This is a genomic window from Dyadobacter frigoris (genome assembly GCF_005280585.1).
In the GTDB taxonomy this organism is placed as follows: domain Bacteria; phylum Bacteroidota; class Bacteroidia; order Cytophagales; family Spirosomataceae; genus Dyadobacter; species Dyadobacter frigoris.
In genome coordinates this window covers 39477-62293 of sequence record NZ_SZVO01000012.1, presented here as the reverse complement: position 1 = coordinate 62293, position 22817 = coordinate 39477, and the positions used below count along the sequence as shown (strand labels likewise).

Here is a 22817-nt window from a genome sequence, read left to right as displayed (position 1 = left end):
ATTTAAGTTACAGTTATTTTACAGAACAATTTTAATCCGCAATGTACACATCGGACTACTGGTTATGAATGTTTTCGTTTTAATGTAAAAAGATACGAGCACATTAGACATAATCGGTTTTCAAATCTTGTAAATCAAGGTTAAAATAATCGCCCCCCGGAAAAGTAGAAACCTCAGCGTGATCCCTTAAATTTGGGCAGCCATATGTCAGGTACCAAATCTGTTAAATCAAAAATGCCTTCTTCCAAAAAGCACATTTTAATTCTGGGTTGTTTTGATACCAAAGGTGAGGTTTTCGCTCATTTGCGAAATTGTATTCTGTTATCAGGTGAAACTGTGATTACTATCAATACGGGCGTTTTGGGCACAACAAATTTATTTCCTGTCGATTTTGAATCGGATGTGGTGGCTATGAAAGGTGGTTCTGAAATTTCCAGTTTAAGAAAACTTGGAGACCGTGGTAATGCCATGGATGTGATGGGAAAAGGTGCTGCCGAGATTGTTAAAACACTTATTGCCGAAGGAAAACTGAAAGGCGCAATAGGCATGGGCGGTGGTGGCGGGACTTATATTACACTTTCCGCGATGCAGCAAATCCCTTTTGGGATTCCCAAACTTTGTCTGACCACAATTGCTGCAAAAGATCTTTCAAGACAAATCGGCCATAAGGATATCACGCTTGTGCCGTCCGTTGTTGACGTTGCAGGATTGAACAGTATAATAAAAGTATTGATCAGCCAGTCGGCATCAGCCATTTCAGCAATGTCCAACAGTATTGCTGATCCTGAAAATAAGGCCGTCAAAAGAATCGCAATCAGCATGTTTGGCAATACAACAGCCTGCGTTGATCAGTGTACAGAATTGTTAAAAAAAGAAGGATATGAAGTGCTCGCATTTCATGCCACCGGAATTGGCGGAAGGACAATGGAGGCGTTGATACGGGAAGGTTATTTTGATGCAGTTCTGGATATTACAACAACGGAACTTGCTGACGATCTTTGTGGAGGAATTTGTAGTGCCGGTCCTGAAAGATTATTGGCGGCTGGTGAAATGAATCTTCCACAGGTAGTCGTTCCGGGTTGTCTGGATATGGTTAATTTTGGTCATGCCGATACGGTTCCTGAAAAATACAAATACCGTTTCTTTTACAGTTGGGCGCCGGATGTTACACTTATGCGGACTAATGTTGAAGAAAACAAAATCCTGGGAAAAGAGCTTTCACAAAAACTAAATAAATCCATGGCTCCGGTAAGTATTGTTTTGCCGTTGAAAGGAATTTCGCAGATTGATAGTGAAGGCGGCATATTTTTCCAGCCAGAAAATGATCAGGCGTTATTTGATTCGATCAAAAATAATGCAAATAAAAGTGTCAGGATTATCGAGGCAGATGCGCATATTAACGACAAATCTTTTGCTGAAATTCTGGTAAAAACACTAATTGAAACGTTAAACAGTGTTAGAAAATCAACTTTTTAAAACATCACAAAATACTTATTAACAAAAAAATCACTATGCCAAATCCATGGACAGGTAAGGGAAATCCTTACACGAGACAGGAAGTTAGAGACCGCTTAAAGACTACCTTAGATCAAAATAAAGCCATAATTGTTGCCGGTGCGGGTACTGGAATCAGCGCCAAATTTATTGAAAAAGGCGGTGCCGATATGATCATTATCTATAACTCGGGCCGTTTCAGAATGGCCGGACATGGCTCGACTGCCGGACTGATGGCCTATGGAGATGCCAATGCAGAAGCCATGGAAATTGGAGAATTTGAAGTTTTGCCTGTGGTTCAGGAAATTCCGGTAATTTGTGGCGTACACGGTTCCGATCCGAGGCGCCGGATGTGGCATCATTTGCTAAAAGTAAAAGAAATGGGTTTTTCCGGGATTAATAACTTCCCAACCCATTCCATAGTTGACGGGCATTTCCGCCAGGTCCTTGAAGAAACTGGAATGGGCTTTGATAAAGAAGTTGAAATGGTGAGAATTGCCAGTAAAATGGATCTTTTCTCTATCGTTTATGTGGCCAAACCGGAGGAAGCTGCGCAGATGGCAGAAGCCGGCGCAGATGCTATTATTGCTCATGTCGGGACAACCGTTGGCGGTTCTATCGGTGTCGTTGATGCTTCGTGTACGATGGATGATGCCATAGAACGTACGCAAAAAATCATCGATGCAGCAAAAGCTATTAATCCTGAAATTTTCTTTCTGGCACACGGCGGCCCGATCAATACACCTGAGGATGTGCGTGTTATATTAGACAAAACCAATGTGCACGGATTTGTCGGAGCCTCTTCACTTGAACGTATGGGTGTCGAAAAATCACTTACAGATTTGACACGAAGCTTTAAATCACTTACGATTGAAAAGAAAGATTAAAAAATAATTGATTACCAGAGTTGGCAAGTCCAAGCTCTGGTAAAAGTTTTCTTCGTTTTTATTTTACCAACTGCTCTGGCAATTCAGGCCACTTAGTACTGGAAACCAAATCTTTGTGTATCTCATCTTCCACTAATCCGGCGATGGTACAAATAATTTTAAATCCTTCATAATTTGCAGGAAATAGGTAGTAGTTAATTTCAGCAACGAGTCTTTTCCTAACCCGCTATACTACCAAATAATAAATCCCCAAGCTACAAAAATCTCATTACCAATTACTGATCAGTAGATTAAGTTACATTTAAACTTATGTGTATGATTATTCTAATTATTAAATTTGCTTTGTTAAATTTAATTTTTAGATTTGCCTAAATTATTTTTAAAACACAGCTAATCAGTTTTAATATAAAGCTTTTCATTGAGCGTTTCGATAAAATAAATTTAACAAATCACTTCCGTTTCTATATAATTATATATTTGCAACATTGTTGCACAAAATTAACTAATGAGAGAACAAATTGCTAAACGACGACGAACGGCCAGCTTCCTGCTGGTGCTCTGGGCACTGATGTGCCTGAGTAACGTCGTCTTTAGACATTCTCATCGTTTACCTGACGGTCGCATCATCAGCCACGTCCACCCCTATGCAGAATTTGCTTCAAAATGCCCTTTTCCGAATCATCATCACTCCCAGTCTGAGCTAAACTGGCTGGATTGTATCAGCAATATCCCCTTTGATTCTTTTACTGCTGATATAGGTTTTGAGACCGGAATTTTTAAAAAAGCAGTCCTTATAAATTACCTGTATGTAGAAAAGAAAGCTGATCAAAAACTTTCTGTTTTATTTCTACGTGGACCACCTGTTTGCTGAATTTCAACGCATTAACATAATTCTTACTACTCTTTTTTAAAAACGAACAAACACGTATTGTTACGTGACTTAGATTGATATTGCCTTTAACGTTAACTCACTTATGAAAATATATATTCTCTTAATTACCTTATTACTAGCCGGAAATTCCCTTGTAAGAGCACAAACCGGATTCGTCTCAGGCCAGATTAATTCAGGCGGAAAGCCGGTTCCTTACGCATCGATATCTCTTTCTAAAACTTCTTTTGGCACCCAGGCAGACAGTTCAGGTACTTTTAAATTATCAAATATTGTAGCTGGAAAATATGAAATAATAGCCTCATCCATCGGATTTGAAAGCTTTACAAAAAAAATAGACATTACTGAAACCAAAACTTTGACTCTTACAATCGACCTAAAACCGGTCAATAATACACTTAGCGAAGTGGTCGTTACCGGTGTTTCCAGAGCGACCGAGCTTAGGAAAAGTCCCGTCGCAATTGCCGTGATGAGCAAAAAGGAAATGGATATGAATGTCAATAATAACATTGTTGATGCGGTTTTAAAAGGCGTTCCGGGACTTAGTGCGGTTACAACCGGGCCGAATATTTCCAAGCCTTTTATCCGCGGACTTGGCTACAACAGAGTACTTACGCTCTATAACGGAATCCGCCAGGAAGGGCAGCAATGGGGCGATGAACACGGTATTGAAATTGATCAATATGGAGTAGAGCGCGCCGAAGTTGTAAAAGGTCCGGCCAGTCTTATCTACGGATCCGACGCGGTTGCTGGTGTGATTAATTTTATTCCCTACATTCCAAAGGGCCCCGAGGGAAAAATTAAAGGTGATATTACGACAGAATATCACACCAACAACGGCATGATCGGTGCTTCGGGCGGACTGGCTTATAACAAAAACGGATGGAAATCAGCATTCCGGGTTTCCGGAAAAAACGCAACGGCTTACAAAAATAAAATAGACGGAAGAGTTTTTGGAACGGCCTTTAATGAGCTGAATCTTTCTGCGATGACCGGCGTTGAAAAGCGCTGGGGATCGTCTTACGTATATGCAACGCTTTATAACAATTTACAGGAAATTCCTGATGGCAGCCGTGATTCCCTAACAAGAAAATTTACGAGGCAGGTACTTGAAAGTGGCCCGGATAATATCAAAAACCGGCCTCTGGTGTCTCAGCACGATTTAAAAACGTACAGCATCAATCCGCTTCACCAGCGCATACAGCACTACCGATTGTTTACGAGAAACCGTTTTTTATTGGGAAAAGCGGATCTGACTGCACTGTTTGGATTTCAGCAAAGTGTACGTCGGGAATATAATCACCCGACTATGCCGGCGCAGCCAGGGCTTTATGTCCAGTTGAATACCTATAATTATGATTTCAAATACAATTTCCCGGAGTGGAAAGGGCTCGAAGCGACTTTGGGTGTGAACGGAATGTATCAGATGAACCGAAATCTGAGTGGTACTGATTTCCCGATTCCAGATTATAATCTGCTTGATATTGGCGCGTTTTTGTTTTTGAAAAAATCACTGGGTAAAGTCGATATCAGCGGTGGGATGCGGTATGATACGCGGTCGTGGAATTGGAAAGATCAATATGTGCAGCATAATCCTGAAACCGGATTTAATAAACTTTTAACGAAACCAGGTTCCAGTGCTGTTTTACAATTCCCTTCCTACGACCGAAATTTCAACGGGATTTCCGGTAGTCTTGGCGCGACTTACAATATCTCGGAAAGACTACTGGTAAAAGCTAATTTATCAAGAGGTTACCGCGCTCCGAATATCACAGAAATCGGCTCAAACGGCCTGGATCCGGGCGCGCACATCGTATATCTTGGAAACCGCGATTTTAAACCTGAATTCAGTCTGCAAACCGATATTGGCTTTATTGGATACCTAAAAGAATTCGATTTCAGTGTCGAACTTTTTAATAACACCATCGACAATTATATTTATCAGGCGCGGCTTGTGGATGCTGATGGAAAACCTGTCATCATTGTTCCGGGTAATTTTACATACAAATACCAGCAGTCCAAAGCACAATTATACGGAGCAGAATTTAGTATAAACCTACATCCTACCGGCCTTAAATGGCTGACCTTTAATAATAGTCTGGCGTTTATAAGAGGTTTAAACCGCAATAATGCTCTTATTGCTTTGGAAGGAAATTCAGCGAAATATCTGCCGTTTATACCTCCCGTTCATGGTCGTTCTGAAATCAGGGCTTCCCTGGGAAAACCAATTGGAAATTTGACCGGAACTTATTTCAGAGCTGAAATAGATTATTATGGCGCACAAAATAAATTCTATGGTGTCGATAATACAGAAACGGCCACGGCCGGTTACGCTTTGTTCAATATCGGCTGCGGAACAACGGTCAACAATCGAAACAAAAAGACATTATTTCAGCTGTTTTTACAAATTGATAATTTATTTGATACGGCTTATCAGTCGAACCTGAACCGTCTTAAATATTTTGAATATTACGCCGCTTCTCCAAATGGTCGTTCAGGGATTTATAATATGGGTAGAAATGGAAGTGTTAAAGTGATCATTCCATTTTGATAAAACCAACATTATCTGATTTTCAAAAACTGGTAAAAACCAGAATAGTAAAATTAGGAAGGCGGACTTTTGCTGATCTGGCAAAAGTCCGCCTTCTTAAATTTAAACCATAAATCCGAATCTATTTTTTAATTGGTGTAGGTTCACCTGCCGCAAAATCTTCATTTAAACGCTTAAACCATAAATTCATAACTCTTCCATTAGACATTCGCAAACCCGAAACTTTGCCTGATTCATCTCTGGCAATATCTACATTTTGCACAAACCACCAGGGCGCAGCGAAGCGATCTTTACTAATAGTTTTTAAAACAACCTCTCCGTGATGAACATGAACGAGTTTCAAAGTATCATCTGTCAGTGTTATGGAATAAAAGGTTTCAAGCTCAGTACTGTAATATTTCCCAACCAATTCCTCCTTCTTCATACTCTGAATCACAGCAGGCTTAACACGATTTCCCGCATGTTCTCCATTTTGTCTGAGCGTAATTTTGCTAACCTTTTCTTCCTTTGATTTGTGAAAAACCACAGATGCTTCAACAACTTTCAGGAAAAAAGTTGAATCCGATGACGGAAATATTTCATTTTCTCCTTGTCCTGTCGCCTGCGTCATGTAACGAGCTCCGTTACGCCAGAATCTCAGAACAAAACCAGGTGCTTCGGCGAGTTCGTACGATCCTTCGTATTTTTTGAAAAGTGTTGAATCAAATTTATAACCGGTAATTGGTGCAGAAGTATCCGGCACTTTCACCGTTTTATCTTCTTTAAATTGGGAAGCTAAATAAAGATTGGCTACTTCAAAACCCTTTTTCTGCGGATCAAACTCAGCCTGGTTGCTCAGCACAATAAAACCATAATCTTCTTTTGGAAAATAAGAAAGAAAAGACCTGAATCCGGCGTCTGCTCCATTATGTCCGTAATAAGACAATCCTTTTAATTTGCCGTGGATCAGCGCAAAAGCATATGGAAGCGTATCTCCTTTGGTCAGCCTGCCTCTTTCCAGCATTTGCGTCATGGTTGCCGCATTACCAACTTTGTGAGAGCTGAAATTATCAATCCAATGCGAAAGGTCTGTAACGGTCGTAAATAAGCTGGTCGCTCCGACATTGGAATAACTCAGAACACTTTTTTTATAACCTTCCGGGACTTTATCAGATTTGTGGAACGAATAAGCTCTTCCTTTTACAATGCGCTCATAATCATCATAAAATAACGTATTTTTCATGCCCAATGGCTTAAATATATGCTCCTGCATATATGCCGAAAAGGGTTGCTTTGAAATCCGGCCAACAATTTCGGCCAAAAGAGTATAGCCAGTATTGCAGTACGAATAAGCAGAACCAGGCTCAAAATTCAATTCTTTTTGTCTTTTGACCAGATTAAAAACATGCTCTTTTGTAATGACATCATCAAGTTGCCAGCCAGCCATGGCCAATAAATTCCACTGATCACGCAATCCGCTTGTATGATGAATCAGGTGACGAATGGTGATGGTTTTTCCAAAATCCGGCACCTCCGGCAAGTACTTTCTGATATCGTCATCCAATGAAAGTTTGCCTTCCTGAGACAAAAGAACAATGGCGTACGCCGTGAATTCCTTAGAAACAGAAGCGATGTGAAAAATGGTTTCCGGCCCGTTGCGAGCGCCCGTTTCCAGATCCGATTCACCAAAACCTTTGGCATAAACCAGTTTCCCCTGATGAACAACACCAACAGCGGCGCCCGGTTTTCCAGGCTTATTCCATTCTGCAAAGAGAGAATCGACCCTGGCGTTAATTTTTGGCGACTGCGCTTTAACATCGGTATTTTGCTGAATCAAAATAAGTATCAGCAGAAGTGAGTGATAGAAAAATTTCATTTAATATGAGTTTTTAACGACGCATGAATTATTTATTTTCATAGAAACAGAAACGCAAGTTGGTTGTATGAATCTAATGTAATTATTTTTTCAAATGTTTTGCCATGGCTTTGACTTACTAAATGATGTAAGGACGGAAGATTTGATAAGTGGAAATTGCCCCTGATGCACCCGTGTTTCATGCGAATATCAAACGCTAATCACCCTTGATAATTTAAAGTTATAGTTTTATTGACTGAGCATTCTCCAATTTTATATTCTTAACTCAAAAACCCATGAAAAGAAATACCTTACAAAAATACGCCGCACAAGTCCCCTATTGGCTTCTTGTGCGGCGTTCATTTTGTATTAGGATTCTAATTATTATATTTTTGCCCCGGCCAGTTTTGTTCCCTGCACCCTCACTTTTATTTTTTCAAAAGCGATTTCACGGGCCGTAGAAATATCATCTGCAAAAGGAGAAAATCCGCAGTCGTCAGTCGAACCCAGTTGTGCAACCGGAATATACTCTGAGGCCTGAATAAGCAGATCACGCACCTCTTCCGGCGTTTCAATCCTTGGATTCAATACATCAATTACGCCAAGAAATATCTTTTGATTCGGATTAATGTTTTCCCGGATCGACTCCAATACCGATATTTTATCTTTTTCACCGGCATATTCCAGGTAAAAATTTCCTGCATGAAGCTTGAAGAAAAGCGGTAATAACTCAGAATAAGGAATATCTGCGCTATGCGTTGAATCATGATCACCGCCCGGACAAGTATGTACACCGATTCTGCTTTGTTGCTCCGGCGTAAATCTGTCAAGCACCTGATTGTTCAGATCAATAAACTGGGAAAGCAAACCTTTACTTGGATCCAGTTTTAAAGCAAGCCGCGCTTCTGTAAAATCAATTTGAACATTGTAGGCACCTGCATCCAGACACCTGCGAATATCTGCTTCTGCCTGATCGAGTAAATCACTGATAAATTGCTGCTGTGAATATCCTTCAATACCCTCAGACGGATATAGCAAACTCATCGCTGACGCAGAAATTACCGCTTGTTTTACAGGCAAAGATGTGTAATTCCTGGCCTCTTTGAGATATTCCGACGCGAAATGCTGATATCTGAATGGACCCGAAACTAATTTTGGCAGCTGTCTTGTGTGGCCGTCAGCGAAAGGAATTATAACACCGCCCGGAGCCAGATTTGAAGATCCTGCCACAGCATACGTTGCAAAACTTGGCTTGGATTGCTCTCCATCCGATAACACGGGAGAACCGGTAGCTTCCAGTTGAAGGATTGTTTCACGGGTTGCACGGGCAAAAAGATCTGACAATTCATTCTCCTTGATCTCACTTTTCTGAAATGCCTGCATCGCTTCCTGCAAATAAGCCGGCCGTGGAATACTTCCTATTGGTTCTGTTGATATAGCTGTCATATCTGAATATTTTATGACGAATTAATCTCTGGCTTACAGATGATTATCGTTCGCTGTGTTTAAAATCTTATTAAAAAACAGGACAAAGGGTCACAGCCTCTTTCCAGCGAAATGCTGTGCAAGAATTTCTGTGCCATCTATCAAATACTATTTAAGATGATCTGGAAAGAAATTATGAGCCAAAAAAGATTTTAGCATTAAAACCTTCAGAACATGTAACTAAACTATTTTCGGGAGGCGGCGAATCGGGCAGTAAAACTTCTTGTTTTAAACTGTGTTGAAGATCGTCAAAAAGTATAGGTTTCAACCATTGAATAATACACATGTGATTATTCAACGTAAAGGCATTTGTGGATAAATAAACTTTGGAAAAATCAGTCAGCAACCTGATGGCAAGACTTACCGGATGAGACGTTTTATTAGCTGAATAAACTTCCTGCATTATTTCTGACAAAACCGTAAAGTGCTGCCAGGCAGATTCATTATTTTGGAATGTGACAAATAATGTATCATGCTGATGCACCCGATTGATTATGTTATAGAGCTGATCATCAATACGATAAAGCCCATCTACCCCACCGGAATCTTGTAAACCTGATTCACTTTGAGCCGTTGAAACGAAGGTTTTTACAATAAATTTATCGTTTCGCTTAACCTCAGATTCAGCTGTTTGATAATTAAAATCCAGACACAACACAGCGAGCGAAAGCCCTAACATGTGCAGGGCGAGCAGTATAACACAGAAGATACCGGCAAAGGTTTTCATCAGCGATCGTTCAAGTGTGCTAAAACTACGATGAAACCCTGAATTCACAGCAAGTCAGGCGGGCAATTAATATAAATTTATAGGATTATGTATTTAGTTCGCACTGACTTATTTTACAGATAAACTATTGCAAATCAGCTAGTTATTTAGTATATTTAAGTTAAATAGATGCATATGTTTAGCGGGATAAGTATTAATGAATTTAGGGGAAAATTTACAACGGAGGATGATTGCCTGCGTTATATTTTAGATAAGAAGTTGGCTGACGGATACTCTTGCTCGAAATGCCAGCATGGTCAATATGGAAAAGGCAGAAAATGGCATTACCTGCGCTGCAAAAAATGCGGCTATGACGCATCGGCAACAGCCGGAACATTGTTCCATAAGTGTAAACTGGGCTTGCTGAAGGCATTTGAGATTGCGTTTCGTATTTCTGTGCGAAAAAAAGGAATGTCCAGCTGTGAACTTGCCAAAGAATTTGGCTGCCAGCAGCGGAGTGCCTGGCTTTGGAAAGCGAAAATACAGGAAGCGATGAAAAGTAGCGGCAAGCACGCTTTATCAGGCGACGTAGAAGTGGATGAGTTCCTGGTGGGCGGATTTTCAGCCGGCCAGCCGGGTAGAAGTCATGGGAGCAAGGATCTGGTTGTTTTGGCCATCGAGAAAGTAAAGGATAAAAATGATAAAATAACCATTGGCAGGGCTTATTGCCGGGTAATAGATGATGCTTCGGCAGACAGCCTCAAGAAAATATTTGATGAGCATATTGCCCCGCAGGCATCGGTAAAAACAGACGGATGGCGTGGATACTGGCCGCTAGGCAAGGACTGGAACATAACCAAAGAAAAAAGCGATAAGGGAGCAGGATTTCCAATGCTGCATATTCATATTATGAATATCAAGGGTTGGTTAAGGGGTGTACATCACCAATGTGAAACACACCGCTTACAACAATATTTGGATGAATATCATTTCCGGTTTAACAGAAGAGGGTTTCTGAGTTCAATTTTTGATAAGCTTATTACAAAAATGACCCTAGCAAAACCCATCAGTTACAAAATGATTAAATGTGAACTAAATACATAATCCTATAAATTTAATTATAAAAATCACCGGCATATAAAAATTTTCTTTTCGTACGCGCTCGGATTATGACTTTTTGCGTTATTATCTTTACAAAGCGTTTCAAGTATATTTCCCTTGCTATATTACTTTTGGAGCGGTGGTATAATACATTTGACACCATAAAACTTAATTGCATTTTTCAGTATCAGTCCGTTTTTATGAGCAGAAAGTTTAAGACTTTAAGTATTTCTCTATTCAGTTTTTTAGTTTTCGGTATCGCCGGAAGTACATTTTACAGCTGTAAATCAGACGAGCCCACCGTGGTTGCCTGCACCGAAGGCGTTCTAAGTTATCAGGATTTAAATCCTGCTTCGGGTTTATCAGCAGCGGTTTTGGATACCAATTCAGTGGTCAATCTGGTCATCACTTCTCAGCAGCAATACGAAAGATATATTGCCAATCGTAACCAGGACATCGATTTTGGTTCAAAAATGCTTTTGGCAGGTAGTTATTTTACAGATTCGGCCGCACATGTGGTGAGCCAGTTGATAACAAGCGATTGCGGTGCCGGGAAGGTAACATATCATGTTGAAGTGATCCGTACCAAGGGAGTTTTCACCACCAGACAACACGTGGAATATTTTGCAATTGTTCCAAAACTTCCGGATGGAACGCAGGTTAAATTTGATGTTGCTTACAAAAAGTAGGATTTATAAAATTTCACCCGTACAATTGCCTGCATAAGACTTGCTTAACTGGCATTTGTACGGGTGAAATGATTATGGAATATCTTTCAGCTATTTTTCAGCTTCCGATTTTTCAGGCTGCTCTGCTGGCCTTTGCGAGAGGCGGCCTTTCAAGACATCGTCCCAGGTAATATAAGGATAGATATTGTATTTTTTGGCCTGCTCTTCAAACAGTGCTTTTAGCTCTTCCAGCTTTTTAGGATTTGTTTTGGCGAGATCTATTCTCTCGTTAAAATCTTCATTCAAATTGTAAAGCTGCCAGTCGTTATTTGCAGGATTAGGTACGCTGATCGTACTCGCAAACGTTCCTGTCGAACCTGACGCAGGCTGAAAAGCAAATCCGGCTTTCCAACCATCCTTATAAATAGAACGGGAACCGAAAATATAATAGTATTGCACCCTATGTCGCGAAGCAATTTTAGCATCGTTAAATGAATAAACCAGTGACGTTCCCTGAATACTGTCCTGACGGATTCCGCGAATAAATTCAGGTGTTTTAATACCTGTAAATTCAAGTGTTGTCGGCAAAAGGTCAATGACATGACCATACTGATTCCGGATTCCTCCCTTGTCTTTAATACCTTTCGGATAAAATACAATCAAAGGATTGCGTGTTCCACCTTCTGACTGCGCATCCTGTTTCCAGTATTTAAAAGGAGTATTGGCAGCCTGCGCCCAACCCAGCGGATAATTTGCGTTGGTTCCTTCCGGCGTTCCAATTTTATCAATCTGAGCCAGGTTATTTTTCAGTTGATCCGCTTCTGACTGCGGCGCTGCAACAGCAGCCACAGATGATCTGGCGATTACTCCGCTTAGGGCACCTTCCTTGCTCGCACCATTATCACCAATTACAATCAGGATTAAGGTATTATCAAGCTGATTTATTTCTTTCAGATAACTTACCACGCGTCCAACTTCATGATCCGTGTAGGTCAGATAACCTGCATACACTTCCATAAAACGGGCATATAATTTCCTTTCATCAGCAGAAAGACTGTTCCAGGCCTTGATATTCGGATTGCGCTCAGGCAGAACTGCATTGGCCGGAATGATACCTTGCTTTTTTTGGCGTGCAAAAACCTGTTCCCTGAAAACATCCCAGCCGCCGTCAAATTTTCCTTTGTAAGGATCACTCCACGAAGCAGCTACCTGATGCGGAGCGTGTGTAGCACCGGGAGAATAATACAAAAAGAAAGGTTTATCCGGAGCCGCTTTTTTCTGTCTCCCGATGAAGCTGATGGCTTTGTCGGTAATCTGGTCATTCAGGTGACGGCCATCAGGTTTGACATGAGCATTGTCTTCCACAAGATCAGGCTTGTACTGGTCGGTTTGTGAGCCTAAAAATCCAAAGAAGTGATCAAATCCTTTTCCCGAAGGCCAGCGGTCAAAAGGACCCGCATCGGTAGCGTCCTGATCCGGCGTAAGACCGTACTTGCCAACCGCAAAAGTATTATAACCGGATTCTCTCAGAATCTCAGCAATCGTTCCCTTATCAGAAGGAATTCTGCCATCCCAGCCCGGATAACCGAACGAAGCCCAGGTATGTGAAAAACCGCCTTCATGAACCGAATGGTGATTTCGACCGGTCAAAAGTGCTGCACGTGTCGGCGCACAAATTGCCGCCGTGTGAAAATTGGTATAACGCAGCCCATTGTTTGCCAGACTATCAAAAGTGGGTGTATTGATTACACCGCCAAAAGTACTGCTTGCACCAAAACCTACGTCATCCAGCAAAATCCAGACGACATTAGGGGCACCGACGGGCGCTTTCACAGGATTGGTCCACACTTCCTTGGATTCTGCGGAAGTTTTACCAACTACACCTTTAAAGGGTTGCTGCTGTTGGGTAATATTCTGGGCATAAGCCGGCATTAGAGCCGTGGCAGCGAGAAGTAACGCTGCAGCAAGTTTTTGTCTTTTTGTTTTCATTTCTGGATGGTAATTAATATAATTATTGCGGCAATGAGTTTTTGCAGGATATTCGAAATCCACCGATAATAATGCTGTTCAAAAAAGTCGGCATAGCGCTTAACGATTATACACGATAAGATGTATACGTAACAAACTCTCCCAACAACAAAGCGGACAGATTTCTTAAAATAAAATTTTGATGGCTTGAATATGCAGATCAGTGACGACAACTGTGACCAAATTCTGTGTTCGCAGATTTGATCCCGACAGTACTACAACAATAATGAGGTATAAGCAAAAAATTAATTAACCACAAATGTGCAGTCCGAGATTTATGACAAAGTAAAAAATTTGTTTTCATATGTAAACAATTATTTAGCTTTTGTCTGACTGGTGGTAATCAGGAAAACTTTTAGTCTAGTAATTATATAGACAAAGTAAATTTATATTTTTTGCATTACCAAATCATTGTGAAAATTAAATCCTCTTTTTACTTTTTTCGTTTTTAGCCTGTTGATTTTGAAAATTACTTTGTAGTAAAAATTTAAAAAAAGTGCCATAAATATGCCACATTAGAATATATTTGGCAGGAGTTTAGGCTACCTGACAAATTTTAATTGAATGAAATTGAACTCCACTTCTGATCCGGCAAATTCTGCTGCCAACCCGGTTACTCCGCCAGGGATTGCAGGATCCGGCTTAAAAGTTAAAAAGTACAATGCAAAACCTGCCTTACTTTTTCTTCTTTTACTGTCTTTACTTATAATTCCCCGCTGGTATTATGTAGAACATTTCGCTGTTGCCTTGCCGTTTTGGGATCAATGGGATGCCGAAGGTGATCATTTGCTTCGTCCGTGGCTGGAAGGGACGCTTAAATTCACGGATCTTTGGCTGCCACACAACGAGCACCGTGTATTTCCAGCCCGGCTCCTGACATTATTCTCTTTTGAATTAACTGGTGTATGGAACAATCTCACCGAGGCGCGTATTAATGTTTTACTTGCCACTTCCATTCCATTTATTTTGGTCTGGCTGTTATATATGACTGGCGAATTAAAAGGAAAAAGATGGCTTATGCTTCCGGTTATATTAGCGGGTTCAGTATTACCTTTTATTTGGGAAAATCTTCTTGTAGGTTTTCAAAGCCAGTTTTATTTTTTGCTTTTATTCGCAGTAACCGCGTTAGCAATTGCTGCATGGCGACCGGAAAGTTTGGTTTCATTTATGGTCGTGATTATTCTTAGCATCCTAAGCGTATTAACAATGGCCTCGGGTATTATGACACCTTTGGCGGTTGCGTCTGTATATGGCCTGCACTGGTATCTGCACAGAAAACGACCTGCCCAAATCTTTTTGTTTATTTTATTGCTGTTAACCATCGCAATCACAGGATATTTGACAATTCCGCCACAGCCGGGCCATGAAATTTTCAGAGCGCACGACATAAAAGAATTGTTAAACACTTTTTTATTGATGGAAAGCTGGCCTTTCAAAGTAAAATATTGGGCCTTACCTATGCTTTGGTTACCTACATTTATTTCTCTTCCTTTTCTGATATACCGAAAAACTTTTACCCGGTACGATCTGCTGATGGCAGGCTGTCTGCTATGGTCACTCTTGCAGGCATTTGCAACAAGCTACGGCCGTGGTCATGATTTAAATAATGTCACATCACGTTATGCCGATTTTCTTAGTTTCGGTCTTACAGCTTACGCCTGGTTTTCGCTTCGGATAACAGAATTATCCCAACGAAACCTCCGAACTCAACTTTTAACTATATTAATTAGCATTTCATTTTTTGTAGTTCTTTTCAAAGGCCACCGTTCCAGAAAAGAAGATGATTTTATTGATATGCAAAACAGGCACAAAATGGTCCTGATTCAAATTAAAAATGTCTCGCATTATTTAAAAACAGGAGATTCCACAGCACTTCAAAAACCGGCTTTTCAAATTCCCTATCCGGATCCTGTCCGTTTGAAACAAATGCTGGATAATCCTGCGCTCAGATCTGCTCTTCCAGTTTTCAATGATGAAACGGCTGCCGCTTTGCCCTCGGATTTTAAGAAATAATGACCAAATACAGACCCTGGGTTTGATCACGACGAGCTTCACATGGTTTGCGATGCAGAAAAAATACAAGCAAATATTAAACCTAATCCAAGAAACACGGCTCTGGAAAGCACCGATTATAAATATTTTGACCCAAAGTTATATAAACAAAGAACTGTAAGTGAACATGTCAATAGGGCTTTATTTTTTCCTCTCATTCAATAACTTCTCCAATTTTTCTTTGGTTTCCGGAATTGCTTTCAGCGTTAAAGCTTTTTTGAAGCTCTCTATTGCTTTGGTTTTATCACCGGTTTTAAGGTACAAATCACCAAGCGAATCATAACAATTGGCACTTTCAGGATTGTTGGCAATATTGAGTTTGAACAAAGTTTCTGCCTTTGTATATTGATTAGTACCCATCATTTGGTATCCAAGATTATTAACCTGGCTTTCACCTGGCATATTAATATACCCCATTTTTTCAGAAACGTTCTTGTAATGTGTGACCAATAATGAATCTAATTTAAAATCAGGGTCCTTTAATTCGCTGTCGTAAATTTTAAGCTTGTAAAAATCAAAAATAAATCGAAGCGCATCATATTCTCCGACCAATCTTACGGAAGGGTGATTATCATTTTCGTAAAATTTGTATTTGAAACGCAATTGGTTCTTTTTATTTTTAGAAAGGTCTTTAATGAATTCCAGATTGCTACGAATAAGTGCCGTAGACCCGCTTGTGTCTTTTTGAACACTTAGCGTATCAATCCCCCTTTCCAAACGATTGGCCATGGCCATAAATAATGCTTTCCCTTTATAATTTTGAGTTGGTAAAATGGTTTTGGCCTCTTTCACAATTTTATGATTATCCCACCATAGTGATCCGTCAAGAGAAACATAAGAATTAAATAAATTCGGGTTATGCAGAAAAGTATTCATTACCGCCAAGCCTCCAAGGGAATGACCGATAAATGTTTTATAAGTTGTGGTCGGATAGGTCGCATCGATATAAGGAATAAGTTCTTTCTCGACAAAGGACATGAATTTTTCACCATTGCCAACCACTCCGGGCAACTCGTTATCGGTACCAATGGTTAACTCGCTCACTCTGTCTGAATGCAGGATTCCAACCACAATCATAGGAGGACAAAGACTTGATTCAGCCATATGTTCTGTAATACTTACAACGGTGTTGAAATTATCACTTCCGTCCAACAAATAAATCACAGGATAATGTCCTCTGTCTTTAATTTTGTTCCCTTCATTGCTTTTAGGAATATGTATCCAGACTTCACGTTTTTGTCCCAATATCTTCGAAGAAATCGTCTCCTCGAATCCAGTGCTGAAAGGGCTATTTTCCTGCGCATGGACACAAAAAAAAATTAAGAGGAAGGCGATCGAACAGAAAAAAGATTTCACAGAATTGTTTTGGTTAATAATGACGTCGTTTAACCTTATTGGTTTCCAACAAGGTTTCCCGGTAAAATTTTAAATTTTGTGGTGCCGTATCATAAAATAAAAATCTCTCCGGGAATTGTCGATAAAAGTACAATAGAGCAATGGATATTGCCTCATATAAGTATAAGAGAACATGGATCTGAGTCAAAAAATCCTTTATATCAGATTGTTAAAGTTATATTTTATCGCTGAAAAATAAATAACTCAAAAAAAGTTTAAACAACTTCCAATTGTTAAGTTTTAAAAATGATCTTCTGTTTTCATTTTTTGACACAGGTCAATGTTTGCTGTCTTATTGGCCGGCATATTTGCACTTTCAAAACAAAAACTCAGTTATTATGAAACAGAAATATTTTAAGTATATCAATACACTTTTTGTGGTTATTCCAATGACGATGATTATGGCCTTTGTCGGTCTGATCCGCAACTATGGTTTAGGTCAGGATTGGTTTTATAAATTTATCAGTGCCTGGAGCGTTATGTTACCAGTGGCCTACGCAGCCGCATTTTTAATTATTCCCAATGCCCGCAAACTGGCAGAAAAACTCTCTTCAAAATCGTGATAAATATAACTGACCAGGTTAGCCAATACATAAAAGAAAGAATCCAAGTATCTCCTTCCGAACTTGAAATTATACTCACCTGCTTCAGGCCTTACTACGCCAAAAAGAATGAGATTTTAATACACCAGGGACAGACCGGACAACGAACCTTTTTTGTTGGCAAGGGCTGTCTAAGAATTTTTTTCAATAACGAACAAGGCCAGGATACCACACGTTACGTCGCATTTGAAAATAATTTTGCAACCGGTCTTGTGAGTTTTATTACCGGTGAGCCATCCCAGGAATTTATCCAGGCAGTCGAAAATTCTGACCTGCTCTACATTAGTCAGCAAGACTTTTATCATCTTCTGGAAATTATTCCTTCCTGGGATAAATTTTACAGAATCTATCTTGAAAAGGCCTACGTGAACAATACAAACCGGTTAATGTCTTTTGTAACCATGAATGCCAAAGAACGTTATGTTCTGCTTTTGGAGCAAAATCCTGCTATTGTTGCACGTTTGCCCAATAAACTGGTGGCCTCATACCTTAACATTTCACAGGAAACACTTAGCAGACTTAAGGCTAAGATGTGAATTAGTCAGGGGTATTTTTTTGTCAGGGATTGTCATTTATTGTCAAGGATGTTCAGGTGGAGAGCTCCGGAAGGTCACTGCGCAGATGGAGGGGGTATGGCGACTCCCCAGGATTTGTTTGGCTCTTTTCCCATGGTAAATTCAAGATTACCGCCTTTCATCAGCTCATCGCGGAATAACCAGCAGTTTTCCAGTTTCTTGCCGTTGAAGCTCGCTGACTGGATAAATAAATTTTCCTGCGAATTGTTGACCGTTTGAATCGTTAGTTTTTTTGCATTACCGAGCTCAATATCAGCTTTTTTGAATAGCGGACTTCCGAATTCTATGATCGGACGAGCGTCAGTAAATCCTTTCACATCAAATAAGCCCAACGATGCAAGCACATACCAGGAACCGAGCTGACCCTGATCTTCATCCTGTCCGTAACCATAGCCATGAATGGGCTCAGTACCATAAAATTCATCACAAATCAATCTTGTCCATTTTTGTGTTAGCCACGGTTTTCCTGAAAAGTTAAACAGCCAGCTGATGTGCAGACATGGCTGGTTACCATGGTTATACAGGGATTTAATTCCTGCGAATGCATCGATCTGTTTCCCCCCGCCAAAACCTGATTTTTCGGAGGATGTGAAAATGCTGTCGAGCTTGTTATTGAAAATGTCCTGTCCCATTGCCTGGATTAATCCGGCCGGGTTATGGGGAACATAAAAGGTATACTGCATTGCATTTCCTTCCTGAAAACCCCGCCAAGGTTCGTATGGATCAAGTTTGTTGATATAAGATCCATCAGCCTTTTTTGGGTGCATCAGTTTGTTTCCGGGATTGAAAATATATTTCCAACCGTTGGAATAGGTTATCAAATCTTCATAATCCTGCTTTTTGTTTAATGATCTGGCCATTTGGGCTGCGGCAAATGCACTAAAACTATATTCCAAAGTATGCGAAGCCGAATAATGAGAGCCTGTTGAATCAGTTTTATCCTGATCCAGAAAGGGAACAAAACCATGTTTCATAAAAGACTTTGTATCCATTTTACCAGAACCCGGTTTTCTGTTCAACCAACTCATTTCATTGGCTTTTACGGCCTGGTAGGCAAGCTGCACATCGTAATTTCTAATACCGGCATTGTACGCACCCACAATGGCCAGGCCAACAAAATTGGTTCCTACACCCGAAACATACTCGCTGTTAGCGATCCCGTCGCCAAGCCATCCTTTGTCCTTATAAAGCTGGAGCTGAGTATTTACGTAATTGCCATACCACTGCGGGTAAGATAAAGACCAGAGCTGGGTGATATTCCAGAATGCGCCCCAGATTGCATCGGTGTTCATAAATTCAGGCATCTGGTTATCTTTTGAAACAGATAACTTTCCCTGAAGTCCGCCATGTTTGGGATAAGATCCGTTAATATCACTCGCAATTCCCCGGCCAAGCAAAGCGTGAAATAAACCAGTATAAAATTTAACCTTGTTATTCTGATTTGTGTCCGTCAAAACTATTCTTCCAAGTTGTTGCTGCCAGATATTTTGTGCCCTTTCTTTGGCTTTATCAAAAGTAAGACCGGAAGCTTCTGCCAGAAGATTCTCCTTGGCATTTGTGGTTGAAGTATAGGAAAGTCCTACTTTAATTTCAATCTGATCTCTGTCCGCAGTTTTATAATTCAGTACCAGACCAGCACCTTTTCCTTCCGAAAAAGACTTATTTTCAAAAATACTGTCCGTGGTAAAAGCAGTCATATTCGCAGGTTTACGACTTATTTCTCCATAAAAATACATAGATATTTTTCCTTGGGGATCGTAAAGCGCCACATATTTTGGATAAGTACTCACAAAGCCTTCAAAGTGTGTATCGTCCACCATTTTCACTTCCGAATCAGTCACCTCGCCGCTTTCTCCCTGTTTATTTCCAATGTCTAAAATGATGTGTGACTGATCGTTTTTTGAAAAAGTATAACGATGAAACCCTACCCTTTTTGTTGCAGTGAGCTCGGCTGTAATGTGATAATCGTCCAACAGCACTTTGTAATATCCAGGCTCAGCAACCTGGTTTTTCCTGTCAAATCCTGAACGATAGCCATTTTTCGGACCTTCCAGCTCTCCGGGTTTCACTTTCAAAACCCCGTTTGAAGGCATAAAACTAACCCCGCCTATCTGCCATTCATGAAAATTCAAAAACCCTTCGATTGAATTCTGTCTCGTGTCATAACCCACTGCTTCCCATCCAGAAGCATTTCCACAATGTCCGTTGGTCGAAGGAGCCAGCTTGGCCATTCCGTAAGGCACAGCTGCGGGCGTATAAAAAAACCAGCGGCTATGGGCTGTTCCTATATTCGGATTAACATATTTAAGAAAATTCTCATGTGATGTGGCACAAGAGGAAAATAGCGTAACAAGAACAATAAAGCAGATTTTCAGCACCGATCTCATAGAAAATTGTATATATCGTATTCAAATTTCCATAAAGATACATCTCTAATTAACATGTTCATACATACCAACAAAGAATTTGAAACTTTTTGGCTGAGGAAAAATATTAAAGATCCATATGAAAACCCTTCAAAAATCAATTGGAATCGCTCAGTAAGTTTCGTAAACGAAAACCAAAGTTTCATCAACAAAACCTGCATCCTGAGGTCCGTTTTTCTTTCTTGTAATACGACTCAGCGGAAGCCCCTGAATGTTGTAGGTATATTCGTATGTAGCATTATAATTTTCTGCTATTGATTCTGAAACTATATTATTTCTATTAAGAGACAGAAAATTATCAATTCCGCCGTAGTACGTATAATAATTAAAATTTCCTTGTGAAGGTCTTGCAGGCCCGTTGGGTGCAGGAATGATAAAATTTCCATAGAAAGGATTTATCTTGTCATCATAGGTGTAGGTTGATACAGAATTTGTAACCGATGAAACATTTTTTGTAAAAGTCGTGATAGAACTTGCCGACCCAAGATTGTCATTACTGAAATTGTAAATAATGCTCTTATCAAAAGAGACGGATGAAAAGCTAAATTTCCTTTTACTTCCAGCAAGCAAATTTCCGTTATACTCAAAGGTCATATTATAAACATCATCGGCTGTCGCCATATAATCAAGCTTATTGATTTGGCCAGCTTGGTTGTAGGTAAACTGATACTTCTCGGTTTTCAAATCACTGAAATTCCTTGTCACAGCCAAAAGCATATTATTACCATCAAATGTATAAATCGTGGTGGCTCTAACTGCTGCATTGCTGTCCGGAGTTTGGTAGGATTTAAGATAACTTAGCCGCCCTGCATTGTCATAATTAAATTCTGTAATGTTAGCCACCCCATTGCTGTTAGGAAGTGTTTGTGTGATACTTTTAATCCTTAAATTTTGTGGTGGCAGATGATCAGTGCACGATAAAACAAGTGTAAATAAAAGAACGAAAAACCATTTTAGTATACCGTTAGTTTCCATGGTCGAAAATAGTTAAAGTGATTAGTAATATAAAATTAATTATAAATTTTATATGAATTCCATTATTTTTCAAATATCGATTTTCCGGTATTTTCCACAAAAACCTTTTCAAAGTTGGTATTAAGATGGTGTGACCAGTGCGGGAGAATCCCGCCGAATTCATTAATTTAGCGGAAATCTTACAGAATATTTATGTCTTTTTCCACTGTCATTACCCATGACACAGCATTTCACGCAGATGAGGTCATTGCTGTGGCCCTTCTTCGTCAGGCAGGTTATCAATTCGAAGTAACGCGTACCCGTGATCCCAAAATACTTGCGGAAGCAGTTGCGGATAGCAATATTCTGGTTTTGGATGTTGGCGGAGTTTACGATCCGGTGATGCTCAATTTTGACCATCACCAAAATAAAGAGCTCTTGTCGGCCGCTGGCCTTGTTTACGAGCATTTCAAAAATGAAATCTGTCCTCCTGATGCCCAGGCTTTTTTCGGACGGTTTATTTCATCGATTGATGTGATGGATACAAATCGTGACAATATTTTTGAACTTTGGTCAACACTTCCAAAAGGATTTAAAAATACTTCCGGAATTCTGGGTGGTTTCAACCGCGATATGACGGATGCTGCCATGCAGTACAAACAATTTTTAAAGGCCGCTGAGGTCGCTCAGGATATTATCGGCAATGAAATTTATTCATCCGTCAAAAAGGCAAAATCAGAATCCGACTATCAATTCCGTACTATCCTGGATAATAATATAGCCGTATTTGATCAGTTTTCTACGGTTTGGAAAGATAAAAAAGAGCACATTTTTGCTGTTTTGCCTCACGCGAACGGTTGGCAGATCCAAACGATCGACACAAATCTGGCAATGATTCCCGAAAGTATAACTTCACTTGATGGATTCGTATTCAGACATATTTCCGGTTTTATGGCTGTTATCAAAGACAAAGATGTGCTTCTGGATTTTGCCAAAACGATGGACGATCATCAGACGCTTTCCTTGTAACGCCATTGCTCAGGTTAAACGACTCTGTACGTTTTTATTCTCCGGGATATGGCATATAGAAGTTTGATTTTTCTGAAATTTCAACCGGACTAAAGACTTTTACTGCTAAAAGCCTGTGTCTTACAACAGAAAGACTTACCT

Annotated in this window: 17 protein-coding genes; 10 read left to right on the top strand and 7 right to left on the bottom strand. The window is 40.0% G+C overall.

The window, feature by feature from the left end:
- Positions 1-204 precede the first annotated feature (204 nt).
- The 4 genes from FDK13_RS23530 to FDK13_RS23515 all read left to right on the top strand — a co-directional run bounded on the left by FDK13_RS23530 (position 205) and on the right by FDK13_RS23515 (position 5821).
- Positions 205-1476 (top strand): Tm-1-like ATP-binding domain-containing protein, encoded by a 1272-nt coding sequence (locus tag FDK13_RS23530; RefSeq protein ID WP_229216189.1) that lies wholly within the window; start codon positions 205-207, stop codon positions 1474-1476.
- A gap of 35 nt (positions 1477-1511) precedes the next feature.
- Positions 1512-2381, top strand: a complete 870-nt coding sequence (locus tag FDK13_RS23525; RefSeq protein ID WP_137342463.1) for a phosphoenolpyruvate hydrolase family protein — start codon at positions 1512-1514, stop codon at positions 2379-2381.
- Between the two features lie 505 nt (positions 2382-2886).
- A complete protein-coding gene (locus tag FDK13_RS23520; protein ID WP_137342462.1) occupies positions 2887-3252 on the top strand; it encodes a DUF8478 family putative metalloprotein in 366 nt (121 codons plus the stop codon).
- A 103-nt stretch (positions 3253-3355) separates the two neighbouring features.
- Positions 3356-5821 (top strand): TonB-dependent receptor, encoded by a 2466-nt coding sequence (locus FDK13_RS23515; protein WP_137342461.1) that lies wholly within the window; start codon positions 3356-3358, stop codon positions 5819-5821.
- A gap of 121 nt (positions 5822-5942) precedes the next feature.
- Here the strand turns inward: FDK13_RS23515 and FDK13_RS23510 are convergent, their stop codons facing one another.
- The 3 genes from FDK13_RS23510 to FDK13_RS23500 form a co-directional block, all read right to left on the bottom strand.
- Positions 5943-7676, bottom strand: coding sequence for a serine hydrolase domain-containing protein (locus FDK13_RS23510; RefSeq protein ID WP_137342460.1), 1734 nt, complete (start codon positions 7674-7676; stop codon positions 5943-5945).
- 363 nt (positions 7677-8039) lie between these two features.
- Positions 8040-9101, bottom strand: a complete 1062-nt coding sequence (locus FDK13_RS23505; RefSeq protein WP_137342459.1) for a cobalamin-independent methionine synthase II family protein — start codon at positions 9099-9101, stop codon at positions 8040-8042.
- Positions 9102-9273: 172 nt separating this feature from the next.
- Complete coding sequence (locus tag FDK13_RS23500) at positions 9274-9867, bottom strand: hypothetical protein (protein ID WP_137342458.1); 594 nt, start codon at positions 9865-9867, stop codon at positions 9274-9276.
- A gap of 168 nt (positions 9868-10035) precedes the next feature.
- Here FDK13_RS23500 and FDK13_RS23495 point away from each other — a divergent pair, with 168 nt between their 5' ends.
- Both FDK13_RS23495 and FDK13_RS23490 read left to right on the top strand, forming a co-directional pair.
- Positions 10036-10950: an IS1595 family transposase gene (locus FDK13_RS23495; protein WP_137342457.1), complete on the top strand. Its 915-nt coding sequence runs from the start codon at positions 10036-10038 to the stop codon at positions 10948-10950.
- 197 nt (positions 10951-11147) lie between these two features.
- The gene (locus FDK13_RS23490) at positions 11148-11636 is read left to right on the top strand and encodes a hypothetical protein (RefSeq protein WP_137342456.1); all 489 of its coding nucleotides are present in this window, start codon (positions 11148-11150) and stop codon (positions 11634-11636) included.
- Between the two features lie 90 nt (positions 11637-11726).
- Here FDK13_RS23490 and FDK13_RS23485 read toward each other — a convergent pair whose 3' ends face one another.
- On the bottom strand, positions 11727-13604 hold the full coding sequence (locus FDK13_RS23485) for an arylsulfatase (protein ID WP_137342455.1): 1878 nt from the start codon (positions 13602-13604) through the stop codon (positions 11727-11729).
- Between the two features lie 603 nt (positions 13605-14207).
- Between FDK13_RS23485 and FDK13_RS23480 the strand changes: the two genes are divergently transcribed.
- Positions 14208-15656: a hypothetical protein gene (locus tag FDK13_RS23480; protein ID WP_137342454.1), complete on the top strand. Its 1449-nt coding sequence runs from the start codon at positions 14208-14210 to the stop codon at positions 15654-15656.
- Positions 15657-15836: 180 nt separating this feature from the next.
- Here FDK13_RS23480 and FDK13_RS23475 read toward each other — a convergent pair whose 3' ends face one another.
- Positions 15837-17051 (bottom strand): alpha/beta hydrolase-fold protein, encoded by a 1215-nt coding sequence (locus tag FDK13_RS23475; RefSeq protein WP_137342453.1) that lies wholly within the window; start codon positions 17049-17051, stop codon positions 15837-15839.
- Positions 17052-17428: 377 nt separating this feature from the next.
- Here FDK13_RS23475 and FDK13_RS23470 point away from each other — a divergent pair, with 377 nt between their 5' ends.
- Positions 17429-17653, top strand: coding sequence for a DUF2798 domain-containing protein (locus FDK13_RS23470; protein WP_137342452.1), 225 nt, complete (start codon positions 17429-17431; stop codon positions 17651-17653).
- Positions 17650-18228, top strand: a complete 579-nt coding sequence (locus FDK13_RS23465) for a Crp/Fnr family transcriptional regulator (protein WP_220417410.1) — start codon at positions 17650-17652, stop codon at positions 18226-18228. The genes FDK13_RS23470 and FDK13_RS23465 overlap by 4 nt, the downstream gene beginning before the upstream one ends.
- Positions 18229-18302: 74 nt before the next feature.
- On the opposite strand, the gene FDK13_RS23460 is transcribed toward FDK13_RS23465, so the two are convergent.
- On the bottom strand, positions 18303-20654 hold the full coding sequence (locus FDK13_RS23460; RefSeq protein ID WP_137342451.1) for a GH92 family glycosyl hydrolase: 2352 nt from the start codon (positions 20652-20654) through the stop codon (positions 18303-18305).
- A gap of 150 nt (positions 20655-20804) precedes the next feature.
- The gene (locus tag FDK13_RS23455; protein ID WP_137342450.1) at positions 20805-21668 is read right to left on the bottom strand and encodes a hypothetical protein; all 864 of its coding nucleotides are present in this window, start codon (positions 21666-21668) and stop codon (positions 20805-20807) included.
- Positions 21669-21860: 192 nt separating this feature from the next.
- On the opposite strand from FDK13_RS23455, the gene FDK13_RS23450 reads away from it, so the two are divergent.
- Positions 21861-22676: an MYG1 family protein gene (locus tag FDK13_RS23450; protein ID WP_137342449.1), complete on the top strand. Its 816-nt coding sequence runs from the start codon at positions 21861-21863 to the stop codon at positions 22674-22676.
- Positions 22677-22817: the final 141 nt, after the last annotated feature.